The organism is Variovorax sp. 01N429, from assembly GCF_056399425.1.
This window is the reverse complement of sequence record NZ_JBFTRG010000003.1, coordinates 189,879-208,197: the sequence shown is the minus strand read 5'-3', so window position 1 is coordinate 208,197 and position 18,319 is coordinate 189,879. Positions and strand designations below refer to the sequence as shown.

Annotated in this window: 17 protein-coding genes; 10 read left to right on the top strand and 7 right to left on the bottom strand. The window is 64.6% G+C overall.

Going from position 1 to position 18,319, the window contains the following annotated elements; genetic code table 11:
* Positions 1–5 precede the first annotated feature (5 nt).
* From AC1DSF_RS07085 to AC1DSF_RS07070, 4 genes are read left to right on the top strand one after another with little or no spacing between them, the layout of a single operon-like run.
* Positions 6–218, top strand: a complete 213-nt coding sequence (locus AC1DSF_RS07085; protein ID WP_478126520.1) for a hypothetical protein — start codon at positions 6–8, stop codon at positions 216–218.
* Positions 215–787, top strand: a complete 573-nt coding sequence (locus AC1DSF_RS07080) for a cupredoxin domain-containing protein (RefSeq protein WP_478126519.1) — start codon at positions 215–217, stop codon at positions 785–787. Before AC1DSF_RS07085 ends, AC1DSF_RS07080 begins: the two co-directional genes overlap by 4 nt.
* Positions 774–2,393 (top strand): cbb3-type cytochrome c oxidase subunit I, encoded by a 1,620-nt coding sequence (locus AC1DSF_RS07075; RefSeq protein WP_478126518.1) that lies wholly within the window; start codon positions 774–776, stop codon positions 2,391–2,393. Before AC1DSF_RS07080 ends, AC1DSF_RS07075 begins: the two co-directional genes overlap by 14 nt.
* Positions 2,393–3,211 (top strand): c-type cytochrome, encoded by an 819-nt coding sequence (locus AC1DSF_RS07070; RefSeq protein WP_478182489.1) that lies wholly within the window; start codon positions 2,393–2,395, stop codon positions 3,209–3,211. Before AC1DSF_RS07075 ends, AC1DSF_RS07070 begins: the two co-directional genes overlap by 1 nt.
* A gap of 25 nt (positions 3,212–3,236) precedes the next feature.
* Here AC1DSF_RS07070 and AC1DSF_RS07065 read toward each other — a convergent pair whose 3' ends face one another.
* The 7 genes from AC1DSF_RS07065 to AC1DSF_RS07035 all read right to left on the bottom strand — a co-directional run bounded on the left by AC1DSF_RS07065 (position 3,237) and on the right by AC1DSF_RS07035 (position 12,706).
* Complete coding sequence (locus tag AC1DSF_RS07065) at positions 3,237–5,684, bottom strand: efflux RND transporter permease subunit (RefSeq protein ID WP_478182488.1); 2,448 nt, start codon at positions 5,682–5,684, stop codon at positions 3,237–3,239.
* A 20-nt stretch (positions 5,685–5,704) separates the two neighbouring features.
* On the bottom strand, positions 5,705–6,814 hold the full coding sequence (locus AC1DSF_RS07060) for a YCF48-related protein (RefSeq protein ID WP_478126515.1): 1,110 nt from the start codon (positions 6,812–6,814) through the stop codon (positions 5,705–5,707).
* A 13-nt stretch (positions 6,815–6,827) separates the two neighbouring features.
* Positions 6,828–8,177, bottom strand: coding sequence for a DUF1329 domain-containing protein (locus tag AC1DSF_RS07055; RefSeq protein WP_478126514.1), 1,350 nt, complete (start codon positions 8,175–8,177; stop codon positions 6,828–6,830).
* Between the two features lie 10 nt (positions 8,178–8,187).
* A complete protein-coding gene (locus AC1DSF_RS07050) occupies positions 8,188–9,885 on the bottom strand; it encodes a DUF1302 domain-containing protein (protein WP_478126513.1) in 1,698 nt (565 codons plus the stop codon).
* Between the two features lie 142 nt (positions 9,886–10,027).
* Positions 10,028–10,705 (bottom strand): hypothetical protein, encoded by a 678-nt coding sequence (locus tag AC1DSF_RS07045; protein WP_478182487.1) that lies wholly within the window; start codon positions 10,703–10,705, stop codon positions 10,028–10,030.
* Positions 10,702–11,481 carry a bestrophin-like domain gene (locus AC1DSF_RS07040; protein WP_478182486.1) on the bottom strand — a complete coding sequence of 260 codons (780 nt, stop codon included), beginning with the start codon at positions 11,479–11,481 and terminating at the stop codon, positions 10,702–10,704. The genes AC1DSF_RS07045 and AC1DSF_RS07040 overlap by 4 nt, the downstream gene beginning before the upstream one ends.
* Before the next feature lie 34 nt (positions 11,482–11,515).
* Positions 11,516–12,706 (bottom strand): hypothetical protein, encoded by a 1,191-nt coding sequence (locus tag AC1DSF_RS07035; RefSeq protein WP_478126510.1) that lies wholly within the window; start codon positions 12,704–12,706, stop codon positions 11,516–11,518.
* 245 nt (positions 12,707–12,951) lie between these two features.
* Here AC1DSF_RS07035 and AC1DSF_RS07030 point away from each other — a divergent pair, with 245 nt between their 5' ends.
* From AC1DSF_RS07030 to ppk2, 6 genes are read left to right on the top strand one after another with little or no spacing between them, the layout of a single operon-like run.
* A complete protein-coding gene (locus tag AC1DSF_RS07030) occupies positions 12,952–13,404 on the top strand; it encodes a DUF3302 domain-containing protein (RefSeq protein WP_478182485.1) in 453 nt (150 codons plus the stop codon).
* Positions 13,404–14,624: an HlyD family secretion protein gene (locus AC1DSF_RS07025; protein WP_478182484.1), complete on the top strand. Its 1,221-nt coding sequence runs from the start codon at positions 13,404–13,406 to the stop codon at positions 14,622–14,624. The genes AC1DSF_RS07030 and AC1DSF_RS07025 overlap by 1 nt, the downstream gene beginning before the upstream one ends.
* Positions 14,624–16,054 carry a TolC family protein gene (locus AC1DSF_RS07020; RefSeq protein WP_478182483.1) on the top strand — a complete coding sequence of 477 codons (1,431 nt, stop codon included), beginning with the start codon at positions 14,624–14,626 and terminating at the stop codon, positions 16,052–16,054. Before AC1DSF_RS07025 ends, AC1DSF_RS07020 begins: the two co-directional genes overlap by 1 nt.
* Positions 16,055–16,066: 12 nt before the next feature.
* Entirely contained in the window at positions 16,067–16,321 is a 255-nt protein-coding gene (locus tag AC1DSF_RS07015) for an RNA-binding protein (RefSeq protein ID WP_478126506.1), read from the top strand.
* A gap of 23 nt (positions 16,322–16,344) precedes the next feature.
* On the top strand, positions 16,345–17,397 hold the full coding sequence (locus AC1DSF_RS07010) for a hypothetical protein (protein WP_478182482.1): 1,053 nt from the start codon (positions 16,345–16,347) through the stop codon (positions 17,395–17,397).
* A gap of 30 nt (positions 17,398–17,427) precedes the next feature.
* A complete protein-coding gene (ppk2, locus tag AC1DSF_RS07005) occupies positions 17,428–18,318 on the top strand; it encodes a polyphosphate kinase 2 (RefSeq protein ID WP_478182481.1) in 891 nt (296 codons plus the stop codon).
* Position 18,319 lies beyond the last annotated feature (1 nt).

Below are 18,319 nucleotides of genomic sequence, written 5' to 3'. Positions count from 1 at the left end.
GCGCCATGGCCACCGCAACTCCCGACGATCTTCCAACTGCCGTCGAAGCCGCCGAGTTGGCGCGAGAGCAGGCGCGAGAAGAAGCGCGCATCGACGAGATCGTCTCTCTCGGACCAGCGGGCACGTTCGCCGTCGTCGGAGTCGCCACCTTCATCGTCGTCGCGATCGTGTTCCTCTTCTACTTCCTGGTCTTCGTGCCGCGAGGAGTGATCCAGTGACATCGACAAACGCCGACGTGTCGCGCGCATCCGAAGCCGTCGCGGCAGGGGCGGAAAGGCGCTGGGCGATCGTCGTGATGATCATCATCGCGCTGCTGCTCGCGATGATGATCATCACCGGACTGCATTGGGCGTCGATGCCGCCGTCGCGGGTGGAGACGATCGATCCGCGCACGCTGCACGTCTCGGGCGAGTTCGTCGAAAACAACCTGGGCACCACCGTCGACGCAAATGGCAAGGTCGTGGTCAGGCTCGTCGCACAGCAGTATTCGTTCGAGCCTCAATGCCTGGTCGTTCCGGCCGGTGTGCCGGTCACCTTTCGCGCGACCAGCGCCGATGCCGTCCACGGCTTCATCGTCGACAAGACGAACGCCAATGTGATGCTGATTCCGGGGTTTATCGCCACCTTCACCGCGACTTTCGAGAAGACTGGCGACCGCCTGATGCCCTGCCATGAGTATTGCGGCACGGGCCACGAGGCGATGTGGGGCCGCGTGCAGGTGCTGCCCGCCGATGAATTCCTCGCCAATGCCAAAGGCGCAGAGAGGATGAGCTGTGTTCCTCGCTAGAAAACTCGTCCTCGCGCACTTCTGGGTGGCCTTCATCGCATTCGGCGCGGCCATCGTGTTGGGCGAATGGCAGATGTTCGTGCGCAGCCCGCTCAGTGCGTGGGTGGGCGACCCGGAACATTACTACCGCTCCGTGACCGCGCACGGCACGGTGATGGGCTATGTCCTCCCGACCCTGGTGGCGATGGGCTTCGGCTATGCGATCAGCGAACTCGCGCTGAAGCAGCCGCTGATTGGCCTGCGCTGGGCATGGGCCGGCTTCTGGCTCGTGGTCGTTGGCACGGTCATGGCTGCCACGCCGGTCGCGCTGGGCCTTGCATCGGTGCTCTACACCTTCTATCCGCCCATGATCGCCAGCCCGTTCTACTACCTTGGCATCGTGCTGGTGGTGGTCGGCTCGTGGATCTGGGTGGCGCTCATGTCGATCAACCTGAGCGCATGGAAGAAAAAGAATGCCGGCTCGGCTGTGCCGCTGGCGATGTTCGGCAACGTCGCCGGTGCCTATTTGTGGGCGTGGACATCGGTGGGCGCCGCCCTCGAGATCCTGCTTTTGATCTTGCCGGCTTCAGTGGGCCTGACGGACACCATCAACGCCGGCCTGGCACGCGTCTTCTTCTCATGGACGCTGCACGCCATCGTGTACTTCTGGCTGATGCCAGCCTACATCGCGTTCTACACGATCGTGCCTCGCGCCATTGGCGGGCGCCTTTACAGCGACACGATGGGGCGCGTCGCCTTCGTGCTCTTCCTTGTGTTCTCGATGCCCATCGGCATTCATCACCTCTTCGCCGATCCGCAGGTGGGCGCAGGGTTCAAGTTCGTGCACGCAGCTTTCACGGCGATGGTGGCCGTGCCCACCTTTCTCACTGTTTTCACCATCGTCGCGTCGGTCGAGATCGCGGCGCGCTTGCGCGGGGGGAGGGGGGCTTTCGGATGGGTGAAGGCCTTGCCATGGGGCAATCCGATGATGCTGGCCGTCGCTTTCTCGTTCGTCATGTTGGGCCTGGGCGGTGCGGGCGGGCTCATCAACATGAGCTTTCAACTCAACGAGGCGATCCACAACACGCAGTGGGTGACGGGGCACTTTCACCTGATCTTTGCGGGCGCGATCGTCATCATGTACTTCGTGGTCGCCTATGACCTGTGGCCGCAGCTCACCGGCTGCAAGCCGCTGCCCGCCGGCCTTATGCGGACTCAACTCTGGCTCTGGTTCGTCGGAATGATGGTGATGACGCTGCCCTGGCATTGGGTCGGATTGCTCGGACAGCCGCGGCGCATGGCGTACTTCGACTTCTCGAACCCCGCGCTCAGCAACCAGGGCTGGACGCTTGTGGCGGGGACTCTTGGAGGCCTGCTGCTGGTGGTGTCCGCGCTGCTTTTCATCTTCATCCTGGCGCGTGCGGGCAAGAGCGAAGCGGTGCCCGCGCCCTACAGGTTCAGCACGCCAATCCATATGCCTGCGACCATCCCGGTCGCTTTGAACGGCTTTGCGCTCTGGGTCGTGCTGATGATCGCTCTCACGGTCGTGAACTACGGTTTTCCCATTGCGCAGTTGGCCTCGCTCGAGAATGCCTCTGTGCCTGTCATTCCCATCGGAGGGCGGTGATGCAGCAAGCCAGCCTGTTCGCATGGAGCAACCGATGGTTTCGATGGAGCCTGGTCGGCATCATCGCGCTCACCGCGGCGACGCTGCTGGTCGGGTTCGTCTGGCTGCCGTCCAGACATGGCGACTTCACTGCCAAGAGCCTCTGGGACAGCATCTGCCGAGCGGCGGGCGTACCCAGCGAATGGACGACCGCTGGTGAATGGCCAAAGCCGGGCACGGGCACCACCCGCGTCGTATTGACGAACGCGATGGGCCGCTCCGGCGCTGGCGACGCGACTGGCCGCGGCGCGACGATCGCGATCCAGCAATGCAGCATGTGCCATGGCGCGCAGGGCATGAGCGACGGCGGCTCGCCCAATCTGGCCGGACAGTACCCTGAAGTCATCATCAAGCAACTCCATGACTACAAGCGCGGCGACCGGAGCAGCGCGTTCATGCAGACCATCGCCAACAGGCTGTCGGAGCGGGACATCCAGGACGTCGCCGCCTACTACGATTCGCTTCCGAAGGCGCGCGCCGCCCTCGTGCGGCCTGACGAACCCGATGCGCCCGCGCTGGTGCGCGTCGGAGACCCACTGCGAAACATCGTGCCCTGTGTCGCGTGTCATGGCGGCATCGACCACAAGCTGGGAGCACCGTGGCTGGAAGGCATGCCCAAGGAGTACCTCCTGAAAGAGCTCAAGGCTTTCGCGGCGGGCGATCGCCGCAACGACAGCTTCGGGCAGATGCGCAACATGGTGCGGCCATTGACAGAGCAAGAACTCGAAAGCGTGGCGGACTTCTATGCACGGCGCGAACCCGTGCGCGAAGCCCGGTGAAGGGCCCCGTCCCGGCCGGCTTCCTCTATGCGATCGCCACGGTCCGCGTCTCGCCAATCAGGGTAGAGGTGGCACGCGGGCGCAGCAGAAAGTGAGACAACGCGGGAATCAGCAGCACCGCACCGACCATGTTCCAGATGAACATGAAAGCCAGCAGGATGCCCATGTCCGCCTGGAACTTGATGGGCGAGAGCGCCCAGGTGAGCACGCCCGCCGCGAGAGTCACCCCGACCAGCACGACCACCTTGCCTGTGAACTGCAAAGCATCGCGGTAAGCCTGCGCCAGCGTTGCGCCGGCACGCTGGCGGGCCAGCTGCACGCTCAGCAGGTACAACGCGTAATCCACGCCAATTCCCACGCCGAGTGCGATCACCGGCAGGGTCGCCACCTTGACGCCGATGCCCAGGCAGACCATCAGCGCTTCGCACAACACCGACGTGATCACCAGCGGAACCACCGCCACTACCACGGCGCGCCAACTGCGGAAGGTGATGAAGCACAGCACGATGACTGCCGCGTAGACCAGCATCAGCATCTGCGTCCAGGCTTTGTGGACGACGATGTTGGTGGCCGACTCGATGCCGGCGCCGCCCGCTGCAAGCAGGAACTTGCGATCGCCATTGCTGTGTGCGTCAGCGAAGGCGGCGCTGGCCTGCACCACCCGATCGAGCGTTTCCGCGCGATGGTCCGCCAGGTAGGCGATCACCGGCATCACCGAGCATTCGGTGTTGAAGAGTTCCGGGTTGTTCACGCTGGCCTGTTGCGCACCGTAGTTCAGCACGTCCTGGTTGCGGGCGATGGTCAGCCACTTGGGGCTGCCTTCGTTGCTGCCGGCGGTGATCTGGCGCACGGCGTTGGCCAGCGACATCGTGGTCTGCACGCCGGGTACCTGCTGGAGCGCCCAGGCGAGCCGATCGGCTTCGATGAGCGTTTCGTACTTCAGGCAGCCTTCCTTGGCGGTCTTGACGATCACCGCGAAGGTGTCGCTGGAGAGCGAATAGTTGGAAGTGATGAAGGCGTTGTCGCGGTTGTAGCGGGAGTCCGGCCGCAGTTCGGGCGCTCCGGGGTCGAGGTCGCCGATCTTGAGATGGGTGCTCACCGCGAGGCCGACAGCCAGCAGCACCGCGGCGGAGATGACAGTGCCCAGCGCCCAGCGCCGCTCGGTGAATCGATCGAGCCATGCGTAGACGCGGCCGACTCCGCTCGTTGTCTCGTCCAGTTCGGCGCGCAGGCTGCGCTGCGCAGCCTTGGCGCTGACGCCGATGTACGACAGCAGCACCGGCAGCAGGATCAGGTTGGTCACGATCAGCACGGCCACGCCGATGCTCGCGGTGAGCGCCAGGTCCTTGATGACGGGGATGTCGATCATCATCAGCACGGCGAAGCCGACAGCGTCGGCCACCAGCGCCGTCAAGCCAGCAAGGAACAGGCGCCTGAAGGTGAAGCGCGCAGCAACCAGCCGGTGCGCGCCGCGGCCGATGTCCTGCATGATCCCGTTCATCTTCTGCGCGCCGTGCGACACGCCGATCGCGAAGACGAGAAAGGGCACGAGGATGGAATAGGGGTCCAGCTCGAAGCCGAGCCCGGCCACCAGCCCAAGTTGCCAGACCACCGCCACCAGCGAGCACGCGACGACCAGCGTCGTGCTTCGAACACAGCGCGTGTAGAAGAAGATGATGAGCGTTGCCACCAGTGCGGCCAATGCGAAGTACAGCGCCACCTGGTAGAGGCCGTCGATCAGGTCTCCGACGAGTTTGGCGAAGCCGATGCTGTGCACGCGGATGCCCGTCGGCTGGCCTTGCGCATCGGTCTCGTAGCGCGCGCGCATCTGTTCGAGCGTGTGCGACAGGCCGCGATAGTCAAGCCGCTTGCCCGGCGTCGCTTCCTGGTCCAGCAGCGGCACGACGATCATGCTCGACTTGAAGTCATTGCCCACGAGGCTGCCCACCAGCCCGGCGCGTGCGATGTTGCCGCGCAGCTTTTCTGTGGAGACCTGCGAGCCGTCGTAGTTGTCTGGCATGACCGGGCCGCCCTGGAAGCCTTCCTCGGTCACCTCAGTCCAGCGCACGGCCGGTGCCCAGAGCGACTTCATCCACGCGCGGTCGACGCCGGGCGTCAGAAAGAGATCGTCCTGGATCTTCTTGAGCGCGGCGAGGTACTTCGGGTCGTAGATATCGCCCTGGGTGTTCTCCACCACGATGCGCAGGGAGTTGCCCAGCCCGCGCAGTTCGGTGCGGTTGTCGAGGTAGTTCTGGATGTAGGGATGGCCCTGCGGCAGCATCTTCTCGAAGCTGGCGTTGAGCGTCAGCCGCGTCACGGCCATGAAACCCAGCAGCAGTGTGATCAGGCCGCAGGCGACCATCACGGCGAAGCGGTGATTGAAGATCAGGCGCTCGAGCGGGGAGCCAGAGCGTGTGTCGAATTGCTCGAGCGAGCTCGGCGCGGAGATGTCCGCGGAGATAGGGGTGTGCATGTGCGAGATCCCGCTGCCGGTCAGGGCAGCTGAAGCGATTGGGCGCCGCGCGGCCCTGCTATCACGAGCGCGCCCTTGGCGGGGGTGACCACCGCCGCGGCGGGGACGGTGCGTTCGACAACGGCGGCCTTGAAACTGGCGCCGTCATCGTTGCTGGTCAGGATGTGGCCGGCCTGGCTGACGAGGACGATGCGTCCGTCGTCCTGGCGCGTGCCGGCGGTCAGTCCGACCTGCAGGCCGGTCGGTGTCTGCTGCCAGACTTTTCCGGCATCGACGCTGCGCAGCACCGTGCCGCGCAGGCCATAGGCAATCACCGATCGGGCATTGCCGGTGACGCCGAAGAGGGTGCCCTTGTAAGGAAGTTCGAGTGCGCGAAAACGTGTGTCGCCGCGCTCCAGCTTGAGCAGGAGTCCCTGCTCGCCGGCAATGTAGATGTCCGCGCCGATGCCTCGCACCGCATAGAGGTGCAGGCCCTTCGGGTTGTCCACCGCGTGCAGCCACGGTTCCCAGGTGATGCCGCCGTCGTTGGTATGCAGCACGAGCCCGAACGCGCCGACCACGAAGCCTTCGGACGCATCGCGGAACCAGACGTCCAGGAACGGGTTCTCCGCCCCTTGCGCCTCGAAGCGCCGAGCCTCGTCCACCAGCAGTCCGGCGCGCTTCGGATCGTCGGCCGCCAGTGCGGCAGCTTCGCGCTGGTAGTAGCGGACCATCATTTCCCCGACGCGCCGGCCGTCCAGCTGGGTGGTCCAGCTCTGGCCGCCATCGGTGCTGCGCAGCACGACGCCGTCGTGCCCCACGGCCCAGCCGGTCGTGACGTTCGCGAAGGTGACGGCCACCAGATCGGAACTGACGGGCACATCGGCCTGCCGCCAGTTCCTGCCTGAATCGTCCGACCAGACGATATGCCCGCGCTGGCCCACGGCCACCACGCGGTCGCCGGCGTTGGCCAGGCCGTTGAGCAACGTGCGCGAAGCGAGCGGGCTCTTGGTGGCGGGAGTGTCCAGCACGTCACGCCATCCGGCGGGCTTCACTGGCAGGACCTCGCGTGCCGAGACCGTCGCGGCCAACGCCGCGGCCAACACTGCGGCAAGTGCCAGGGCACCGATCGTGAATCGCTTCGCGTTCATCGCAGGGCCTCGATCAGCGAACGCCCGCGCCGGCCAGCGAGTCGGCAGTCCACTCGCGGTCGGACAGCGGCTTCGTGTGACGCATGCCGCCGGTTTCGGCGATGTAGCCGGTCAGCGAATAGACGCGCGATGCGAAGTCGTAGTGGCCGAACATGTCGGTGTACGGTGCCGGCAGGTCGTAGCTCGGCGTCATGTAGGCGAAGCCGGAGCGATAGAGCTGGCCGCGCGCGTCGTAGTTGTCCGAAGCCAGCGCTGCCCACGAGTCTTCGTCGAGGTAGAAGGTGCGCTTGCTGTAGACGTGGCGCTTGCCGTCGCGCAGCGTGGCTTCCACGGCCCATACGCGATGAAGTTCCCAGCGAACCAGGTCCGGGTTCAGGTGGTTCGGCTTGAGCAGGTCGTCCTGCTTGGACTGGTACACCGCGGCGTAATCGTTATAGGGCACGTACATCTCCTTCTTGCCGATCAGCTTGAAGTCGAAGCGGTCCATGGAGCCGTTGAAGATGAAGGTGTCGTCGAAGGTCGTCGCACCGGCGGTGCCAGGGTTGGGCGTGTCGAACGACAGGTCCGGAGCGACCTTGACGCGGCGCTGGCCGGGCAGGTACATCCAGGCGCGGCGGTCCTTGTTGCCGATGTCGAGCGGATCGACGATCAGCAGCGCCTCTCCGGCGCGGCGTGCCGGGCCGGTGTAGGTGAGCTTGATGCGCCAGTACGTGTCGGCCGTCTGCTTGCTCGAGTCCCAGAACGGAAAGTCCTGCACGCTCAGACCTTCAGTGGCCAGCGCCGAGTGGCCGCTGGCGTCGACGTTCAGGTTGCGGTACTTGGCTTCGTAGCTCTGGCCGTTGAAGCGCACCAGGTGATTCCACATGGCCTCGTAGCCGGTTTTCGGAATAGGGAACGGGAAGCCGGCGTGCGCGCCTTCGATGGAGCGGCCCTCGTTGGCCGTCTTCGCCTGCACTGCGTTGGCCGCCGTGTTGTCGGTGACGAACTTCGGGAAGGCGACGGTGCGGTGCGTCGGGTAGACATCGACGCGGAAGCCGGGGTACTTCTGCAGCAGCGCCTTGGTGCCGTCGGTCAGGTTGTCGGCGTATTGCGCCATGTTCTTGGCATCGATCACGAGGCGCGGCTTTTCGCCGGCGAACGGATCCGGGCGAATGCCGTCGCCAGCCTTGAAGCCAGCGGGAGCCGCCTTCAGCCCGCCGTCGTAGGCGGGAATGGTGCCGTCCTTGTTGCCGGCCTTTTCGGCGCCGACGGGCGTGAGGGTCGTGCCGAGGGCCTTGGCTTCGTCGGCGGTGATGGCCGCTTGCGCCGCCAAGGCGGCCGTTGCGGCGACGACGCCTGCAAGCACCGAGTGGGTGAATTTCATGTTGGGATTCTCAGAAAGTGGCTTTGAAAGTCAGACTCACGAATGCGCGGTCGTCGAGCAAGGTCGTGAGGCCGTTCTGGCTGGTCACGGCATACCCGTTGTCGCGGTAGCGGCCGACGTAGTTGATGTATTTCAGGTCGATGCGGTACTTCTGGCGGACGTCGAAGCCGACGCCCACGCTGTAGTTGCCGTTCGCCTGATTGCCGCCAAAGACGGTTGCCGCATTGCCGTAGAGGCCGACGGCGTACGTAAGGGGTGCCGACACGTCGACGCCCGGCCACACCTGGAACCAGGTGGGCGTGAAGGAGAGACCGGCGCCGAAGTAGTTCTTCGTGGTGCAACCGTCCCACTTGTCCTTGCCGGCACAGGCCGCAAAGCCCTCGGCGAAGAAGAGGTTCTTGCCGCTGGTGACTTTCGACCAGCTGGACCATGTAAGTTCTGCGCCGTAGGTCGCCGTGTCGAAAACGGCAGTCTTCGGTATCACGCCCACTGCATTGACCAGGCCGTGATACGTGTCGCCGCGTGGCCCGTTGGTATCGCCCGGCGCAGGCACGCCTGGTGCAATGCCGAGCACCGTGCTGTTCAGCGGCGTGTTGTGGCGATACGAGAGCTCGGAGCCGAAGCTGATGCCGCCGATGTTCTTCGCAAGACTGACGCCCAACAGATCGATGTTGTCGGCGTAGACCAGGTTGTAGCGGCTGATGTTCGGCCCGACGCGCGTGAGCAGGGTCTGCGGCAGCTTGTCGGCAAAGTTGCGCCAGTAGAAGCCCATCGTTCCATCGAGCCACTCGGGGCTCCAGCGCGTCGACAGGCCACCTTCGCCCCGCTGCGGCGGCTTGAGTGCGCCGCCGTTCTGTGCAAAGCCCAGGGGACCCGAGATGAACTGGCGGTCCGGCCCATTGAACGCGAAGTCCACGGGGCCGAGGTACGTGCCGCCTTCGGGGTAGCGGAAGGCTTCCCACTGCAGCATGTATTGCGCCGCGACCGACACCGTGTCCGTCACCTGCGCCTGCATCGAGATCTGGCTGAGCGGCCGGAACAGTTCCTTGGCTTCCACGCCAGGCGTTGCGAACCCCTTTTGCAGGTCGAGCGGATTCTGGGAATAGGCGATGCCATTGAGGTTGCCGTTCACGAAGAGCGATTCGCCCCAGTAGAGGGAATGGCGGCCGAGCTTCATGTTGACCGGCACGTTCCCGATGTCGAAGCCGCCGAACAGGAAGGCATCGAGCCATTCGCCCGAAGGCCCGGCGTAGTAGCGCTGGACGTAAGGGCTGTACTGGTGGTTGACGTAACTGGGGATGTTCACCAGCGGCGGGTAAGGGTTGGACTGGCTGGTGCTGCCGTACGCGTTGTCGTACCAGCCCGCGGCACTCACGCGCATGCCGTAGCGCTTCTGATAGGTGAGGTCGAACTCGGAGAGGACGTCAATGCGGTTTGCCACCGTCTCACCGGCGTTGAAACTGTAGGTACCCTCGTCCGAAACCACGTAGTTGCCGATCTTCGGATCGCGATTGGCAACGCGATTCGCGTAGTTGTAGCGAAGCGTGTTGTCCCAGCGGACGGAGACGTCCGGATTGCCCGTGTCGAACTCGAATGCATGCGCACCGCCTGACGACAAGGTCGCCAGCAAGGTGGCAGCGGCAACGGCTGCGAGGCGAAAGGACGAGCGGGTTTCGGCGGATCCCGTCTTGTGGTGGGAGTGATGCACGTGTTTCCAGTTTCTTCGTTGGTGAGTGGGAGGTCTCTCCTGCATATGAGCAGTGACCGGGCGGAATTCTGGGATTCGCGCGCACTCGCCACCCCCTCCTTGGTGGAGGGGGGAGGGGGGTAGGGAAAGTCTGGAGCGGCGCTCAGCCGCCGAGCGCCGTGATCGCAGCCACCAGCGCAGTGCCGAGACCGACCATCATCAGGCCGACCTTCCAGCTGCCGTACCCGGCGTAGCGGCCCAAGGCGAGGCCGCCGATGAAGAGCATCGTCAGCGCGACGATGCGGGACACATTCATTGCCGTCCTGACATCCTGGATCAGCGCAAAGGGCAGCACCACCGGAAATGTCGCCGTCACGACGATCAGGAAGATCGCGACCCCGGCGAGCGCGTCACGCCACAACAGCTTCGGCCGCGACGGGATGGACGGCAGGGCCACCATTCGGCTGCGAATGGCTTCGAGGTCGGCTGCCATCACGAAGCGCGCGCCGACACGCGACATGGAGCCGGCGACAAGATCACGACCTCTCTGTGCATCCGCCGCATCGCGAACGGAGCGCACCAGCGTGATCCATCGCCCGCGATCGGTCACCGTGCGAACCAGGTACATGACCGCGTCGACCAGTCCCCAGGCGAGGTTGCAGCCCAGCGCGGCGATGAACATCTGCCGCAGATCCTCGCGCCCTGAGTCGGCCACCGACACGGCGCCCGTGAAGGTGAGCGCCATGAAAAGCCCGAAAAGCATCTCCGATACGCGATCGACCGGGCTGAGGACCGGCTCTCTTGCCACTTCGTTTTTGTTCTCGAATTCCGGCTTCATCATTTCTTTTCGGTCGGGTGAATCGAGTCCCCCAGACTGATCAGGTTCTGGGGACTTACGCGGATCACGCCGCCGCGAGGGCTGTCGATGTCGGCAATGAGGAAGAACGCAATGGCCAGGACCAGCGGCAGAACCGCAAGCTGGCTGCGTTCGGCCGTGGCGTCGCGCACGCCATAGCCCACCAGCAGATGGCAGCAGGCCGCGATGCCCAGCATCAGGAGCCATGCGGCGCGGGGAATCCGGTTCCACCAGGCCGCCTGTGTATAGCCCTGCGCATTGAGCACATCGTTCATGCCCGACACTGCGAGCGCGACTGTCGGCGACAGCGGTGCCGCTGCTACAGGGGCCACCACCGCCGCCCACAACTGCGTCTGCAGCTTCGCAGTCCGCGCGTTGACTTCACCCAACTGCCGCTCGTCACGCGTCGTGTAGAACAGAACACGCTGATCGAAATACTCGCGCAGCAGGCCGCGAACCTTTTCCGCGTCCGCCGCAGGCAGCAAGTCGGCCCGCACGTACTCGGTGCCTATCGCATTGGCTTCCGCTTCTTCGAGGTTCTTGCGCTGGTCGTAGCGGCCAACGGCCATCGAGAAGCCAAACCCGACGAGCAGCCCCAGAAGCGTCAGCGTCGCCCCCACGATGATGCCGAAGTTGTCGCGCGTGCTCTCTTGCGGGCGGCCCCATCTTCTGAGCAGCCGGGCCCCGGCCCACATGCAAAAGGTCAAAAAGAAGAACGTGATGACGAAGACGAGAAGGGGGTAGTCGACCACTTTGATCATTGTTTTTTCCTGGCATTTAGCTTTCGGAAAGCCTTCAGAACGTGAACTTCGTCGAATACTGCAAGCGGTAGTCCACCTGCGAGCCGCCGACCTTGTCTTCGAGGCGCCCCCAGATCAATTCGGTGCCCATGGTCAAGTTCCTGGCGATGGCATAGAGCACGTTGACGGACGAATAGCTTCCCTCATGAAAGGCCGTGGCAATCTGCCCACCGGTATTGTTCTGCCGATGCGCGCTGTAGCCGATCGAACTGCTCCACTTGTCGTTCCAGGCATGGGTGAAGTAAACAAGCCATCCGACGGAGGGGACCGCCTCGGCCCGCAGGTTGCCGCCGGGCGCGAGGTCGACGCCGCCGTCGTTCATGTAGCTGGCAATGCCGCGCCCCGCTGCAAGTTGCCAATTCAGATGATCCTTGGCGGAGATCTCGAATGCGCCGCCGAGGTTCAGGCCATAGCCGTTGACCGTGCCGGACGGCTTTCCACTGACCGATTCGGTGTTGTGATAGCCCAGTTCCCGAAAGATGGCGGCGGCACGCAAGTGCCCCCACTCCCGTTCGAGCCTGAACGACGCGACGACGTCCGGCACCGGGTTGTGGCCCGTGATGCCTTGGCCGAGGGCCGGATCGACCCTTGCCAACCTTCCTGCGTCGATCGCCGAACTGGGCGACTCCAGCGTGATCGCCGCCAGCATTCCCGGCCGGTCGAGCGCCACGAATCGAAGCTGCGGCGTTCGCACGAAGACCATGCCGCTCGGCCCCCAGTAGTCAATGACGTCCGGGAGCACATCGATGTCCATGAAGTTCGAATACGTCTGCCCGATGCCGAACCTGTTCCATTCGATCCACGCGTCGAGCAGGTGGGGCTGGGTGCCGCCACTGGTTCCGAACAGGTCCAGGCTCAGGTCGGTCCTGATCGGACCTGCCGACGTCGGGATGAAGGACTTGAAGCCCAGGCTGGATTGCCGCACGCTCAACAAACCCGTGCCGTTGCTGCCGCACCCTGGCGTGCCCGGGCAGACGATCGGAATCTGCGATGGTCGCAGCGTCGCGCGCCAGTCAGGGTGCATGCGCCCGGCGTCGTAGATGGCGTCGAGCATGGCCTGTCCGTAGAACTCGACGCCGGCCTTTCCTTCCTTGGGCGCGTTGGCCCCGTCCGCGTTGTCGGACTGCGCATGTGCTGCGCCGGCGAGGGCGAGCACGACTGCCACGCCGGCGGCGTGTCGTTTCATCTCGTCCTCCACAAGTGACGCCCAAGTCTCGGCGCTCTTCGTCGACGGGAATTGACGTTTCTCAATTTGGCGCTTCGCGACTCATCTAGGATTTGCCGGGTCACCACGGAAGTCCAGGAGCCGGTATGCGATGCAGAGCGAGGGAGAGGTCCCGATCAGGTCTTGGCCTTTCGTCCCTTGTGTTTTTGGCGGTCAGCCTGGCCGCTCCGAAGAGCGCGAACGCATCGTTTCTTCCGCCCGAGATGATGAGCTCGGCGGCAACCGGGCTCGCCTGGTTCATCATCTTCGCCGTACCGATTGCCGGCATCGTCCTGTTCTGGATGGTGCACGTGCTGCCGGAAAAAATCGCGCACAAGCGGCACCATCCGCAGCGGGACGCCATCAAGACCCTGTGCCTCCTGTCGCTGTTCTTCGGCGGTCTGCTCTGGCCGCTCGCGTGGCTGTGGGCCTATATCAAACCGGTGGGCTACCAGGTCGCCTACGGCACCGAAAAGCACGAGGACTACTACCACGAGACGGGCGCGCGGGCACTGTCGGGCGAGCTTCTGGAGCATGAGATCGAGCACCTGCGCGAAGAGCTCGACGCCATGGATGCCAAGGGAGGATTGACCGCCGAGCTCAGGGTGCTGCGCAAGAACCTCGCGGCAGTGACGGCGCGCGGAGGCTTCGCCGCCGCGGCCAGAGATGCGAGCACCTGATGGAAGCGCTGCTCCTTGGCATCTATGCCTTCTTCGTCTGGCTCTTCTTCATCAAGCTGAAGTGGCTGCCGTGGAACACCGGGACGCAGGTCACGGTGGTGATCATCCCGATCGTCGCGCTGACGATTCTGGTCCTGACGCTCAACGTCGTCGCGCCGTCGACAGGGGACGTGCGCGTCATCAAGTACGTCGTGCAGATCGTGCCGCAAGTGCGAGGCCGCGTACTGGAGGTGCCCGTCGAACCCAACCGCCTCGTGAAGAAGGGCGAGTTGCTGTTTCGCATCGATCCGACGCAGTACGAGAACGAACTCGCTGCCGCCAAGGCGAGGCTGGTGGCGGACGAGGCCAAGTTCGCGGCGTCTCAGGCGGCCTTGATCGAAGCTTCCGCAGGCGCCCGGCAGTTGCAGGAGCAGCTCAAGGCCACGACCGGACAGGTCAGGTCGCTGCAGCCGAAGTACGAACTCGCACAGATGCGGGTGCGGCAAAACCGCGAACTGGTGTCCAGCGGTGCTGGTGATCGATTCGCACTGGAACAGGCGGAATCGAACCTCTATGACCTGCAAGGGCAGATCGCGACGGCCAATGCGAACGAAGCGCAGGTTACGCAAAAGCTGTCTGGACGCGTGAACGGCGAACAGGCTTCGGTGGCATCGGCTCGCGCACAGCTTGCAACCGCCAAGGCGCAGGTCGACATCAGTCGCGCGGACCTCGGCAATGCGCAATGGAACCTGGACCAGACTGCCGTCTATGCGCCGACCAGCGGATATGCCATCAACGTCCAGCTGAGGCCAGGCTCGTACGTTGTCTCAGTGCCCTTGGCGCCCGCCATGAGCTTCGTCGAGGAGACCTACCAGGTGGTCGGCCTTTACGACCAGAACGAATTGCGCCTTGTCGAGCCGGGCAACGCAGCAGAGTTCACGCTCAAGACGTACCCGGGCCGCGTCATCTCGGCCAAGGTCGACTCGATCGTCTGGGCGCAGGGCCAGGGGCAGGTGGCTCAATCGGGCCAACTGCCGCAGACAGCCGCGTATCCGCAGATGCCGGGGCGTTTTCCGGTGAAGTTCATCGTCGATGAAAAGGACGCGGGGCTTTTTCTTGCGGCGGGTGCGGATGGCCAGGGGGCCATCTATACGGAGCATGTGGAGATGATCCACATCATTCGGATGGTGATCCTTCGGGTCGGCGCCATCACCAACTACCTTGTGCTGAAGCTGCACTGATGCGAACACTTGCGCTTCATCGAAGGACTGTCGCGACGGCGCTGGTGCTCGCCGCTGTGGTTTCCGGCTGTGCGCTGAAGCTTCCGCCGACGTCTGTTGAGTTGCAGAAGGAAGTGCTGCCCCAGGCGCCAGTGCCTCCGGGATTCAGGGCTGGCGGTGGAGTGACCGCGCCCGTCGCCGACGGTTGGCTCGCGACCTTCGGCGATCCGGCGTTGACGGCGCTCGTCAACGAAGCCCTGGCCTACAACGTCGACTTGCGCGTCGCGGCGGCGCGCGTGGAGCAGGCCGGGGGCTACGTCGAGGTCGCATCGGCCGCTTTGCTTCCTGCCGTGGGCGTCGTCGGCCTGGGCGGCGGCAAGTCGGGCGGCAGCGGAGGATTGCAAGGCATCTTCCTGAATGCATCGCTCGAACTGGATGTGTGGGGGCGGCTGCGCTATGCAAAAGCGGCGGCCAAGGAGCAGTCGCTGGCTGCAGAGGCCGACTACGCCTACGCACGCCAGTCGTTGGCGGCCACCGTAGCCAAGGCGTGGTTCCTCTCGGTTGAAGCGGGCTTGCAGCACGCCATCACGAAGGATGCGCTCAGGTCTTCCGAAATGTTGCTGCAGATGTCGGAGGACCGCTTTCGCATCGGCAACGGCAGCAACGTGGCCGTGGCCCAGGCACGAGCCAGCGCGGGTTCATATCGCGATGCACTGAAGCAGGTGGAGTTCGCACGCGAGCAGGCGCTTCGGTCGCTCGAACTTCTGCTCGGCCGCTATCCCTCGGCGGAAATTGCCGTGGCGACACAGCTTGCGCCCATGCCGCCCCCTCTGCCGGTCGGTGTGCCGTCCGAACTGCTGGAACGCCGCCCCGACCTGGTGGCTGCGGAGCGCCGCGTCGCCGCTGCGTTCGATCGAGTGGGCGAAGCCAAGGCGGCGCAGCTTCCGCGCATCAGCCTCACCGCCGGCGGCAGCAACGTATCGAGCGACTTGCTCGTGCTGAAGGACCAGAGCAGCCCGATCTGGAGCCTGGGCGCCAACCTGATCGCGCCGATCTACCAGGGCGGCGCGTTGCGGGCGCAGGTGGAAATCCGCACGGCCGAACAGAAGGTGGCCGTGGCTGACTACGCGCGCGCAGGCCAGAAGGCGTTCGGCGAGGTCGAAAGTGCCTTGAGCGCGGAGTCGATCCTGCGCGAGCGCGAAGCGATCCTCACCGCAACGATCCGCGACAGCGAGCAGGCGCTGGAGCTCACGCGCATCCAGTATCGAGTGGGTTCGATCGATCTGCGCACCGTGCAGGAGAGCCAGCTCACCGTCTACGCGGCGCGCACCTCGCGCCTGCGCGTTCAGGCCGAGCAGTTGGCGCAGCGAACCAACCTGTATCTCGCATTGGGCGGTGGCTTTGACGAGCCGCCCCTGGCAACGGCTGCTTCGCCGTGCTGCACGCAGTGAAGGAGATTCCAAATGGCGCGACTGTTCATTGGAAACATTCCGGACGGGACGACCGATGACGAGATCAAGGCGTTCCTCGTCAAATACGGCTGCCCGGAATTCGACGAAATCCAGCACGTGCCGGGCGCCGGCACCCGGCCTGCGGCCATCATGACCTTCAACGGAGTGCATCCGGAGGCACTCAAGAAGGTCAAGGAGAGGATCCATGACATGTTCTGGAAAACGGGACGCCTCACAGTGCAAGTGCTGAGCGACGACTTCGCCTGATCGATCCTCTACAAGGACGGGCCATGGGACTCATCGGTCGGCTCTTCGGGAACAAAGGCGGCGACAAGGGCGGCGACAGTGACGCGCCGCCGGATGAGGACATCCAGCGAATGGTGGAACGGGTTCTGGCATTGAGTCCGCGCCTTCGACTGGCTCGCGGGCACGAAGCGCGCCTGAAGTCGGCAGTCTCGAAGGCCGCGCGCCATCTTCGCGAACTCGTCGCCGGATTTCCCCCGCTGCGAACGCTCGATGCGGCAAGTTGGGCATCCGATCCCTACATGAGGGCGTTCTTCGGCTCGGCGGACGACGTCGGGCCGGCGCTCAGCCGGTCTGAAGATCTGCGCCGCTTTCTCGACCAGGAGCCCGCATTGGGCGAAGTGTTCGCTGTGCTCGGCATGGCGATGAGCGAACGCCGAACCCTTGGTGTCGCCCAGGAAGGCGGCATCACGCGCTCGGACGTTCCGCAGACGACCGTGAGCTTCAGCGATCACCAGATCCGCATCTGCGGCCCCGAAGATGCCGGGCTTCGGCGCGAGATCGTGTTCCGGATGATCGATCAGTTGGCCATCGAGGCGCTGGCGCGGATCGAGGCGGACACGTCGCGGCGAGATGTCTTGCAGCAGGAGCGTGCGCTCCTGGCAACGCGCTTGCGCCTGATCGAGCGCCAGGGCACGGGCATGCGATCGATGCTGGGCGGCGAGGCCAGAGGCGATGCCGACCCGGCACGCTTGCGCACGCAAATGGAAGAGAACGACCGCGAGCTCAAGAGCCTGGGATCGCGCGCCGAGGCGCTTGACCGGCAACTCGAGGTCATGTGCGAGGCGTTCGCGGATGCAGGCCGGTTGATCCACGTCACGAAGCGGCGCCTGCGGCTGAGCCGCATGAACGTGGTGCTGCCAGAGCGTCAAGAGCATCCAAACGAGCAGGACGAAGACGGCGGCCACACGCTCGATCTGGAGATCGCGCGTGTCCCCGGCGATCCACCCACCGAGCGCGCGTTCGCGCTGGTGCGGGTGATGCGGGCGGATGTGCCGCAGCGCCGCAATCTGCTGGACGACGCCGCCCGGCTGCTGTGACACAGGACCTTCATCAACGAGGAGCTGGCAATGTCAAAGAGCGACAAGAGACACCATCAGGGCAAATCGAACCACAAGGACGGCGCACAGGAGTTGCCCGAGGCGGCACAACAAGGCGACGCGAAAGTTGCTGCAGGCGACAAGTCGCAGCCGCTGTCCGGCAAGGACTATGACAAGGCACTGCGCGAACTTCACATCGAACTGGTCAAGTTGCAGCAGTGGGTGCAGCACGCGGGCCTGAAGGTCTGCGTGGTCCTGGAGGGGCGCGATGGCGCGGGCAAGGGCGGGACGATCAAGGCGATCACCGAGCGCGTCAGCCCGCGCGTGTTCCGGGTCGTCGCCCTGCCGGCGCCGACGGAGCGGCAGAAGTCGCAGATGTACTTCCAGCGCTACTTCGCGCACCTTCCCGCGGCCGGCGAGATCGTGATCTTCGACCGCAGTTGGTACAACCGCGCGGGCGTGGAGCGCGTGATGGGTTTCTGCACCGAGGCGCAGGCCAAAGCCTTCCTGGCGGGCACACCGCTGGTGGAGCGCGCCATCATCGATTCCGGAACCATCCTGCTGAAGTACTGGCTGGAAGTCAGCGCCGAAGAGCAGACCCGGCGGCTCGAAGCCCGCATCCAGGACGGACGCAAGATCTGGAAGCTGTCGCCGATGGACCTCAAGTCCTATAACCGCTGGTTCGACTATTCGCGCGCACGCGACGAGATGTTCACGGCCACCGACTTGCCGGCGGCGCCGTGGTTTGTCGTGAACTCGAACGACAAGCGGCGGGCGCGTTTGAATCTCATCAAGCACTTGCTGGCTCATATCCCCTATGAAGAAGTGCCGCGCGAGAAGATCAAGCTCCCCAAGCGGCAAGCGCGCGGCGACTACCGCGAGTCGGACCACCCGTTGAGGGTGGTGCCCGAGATCTATTGAG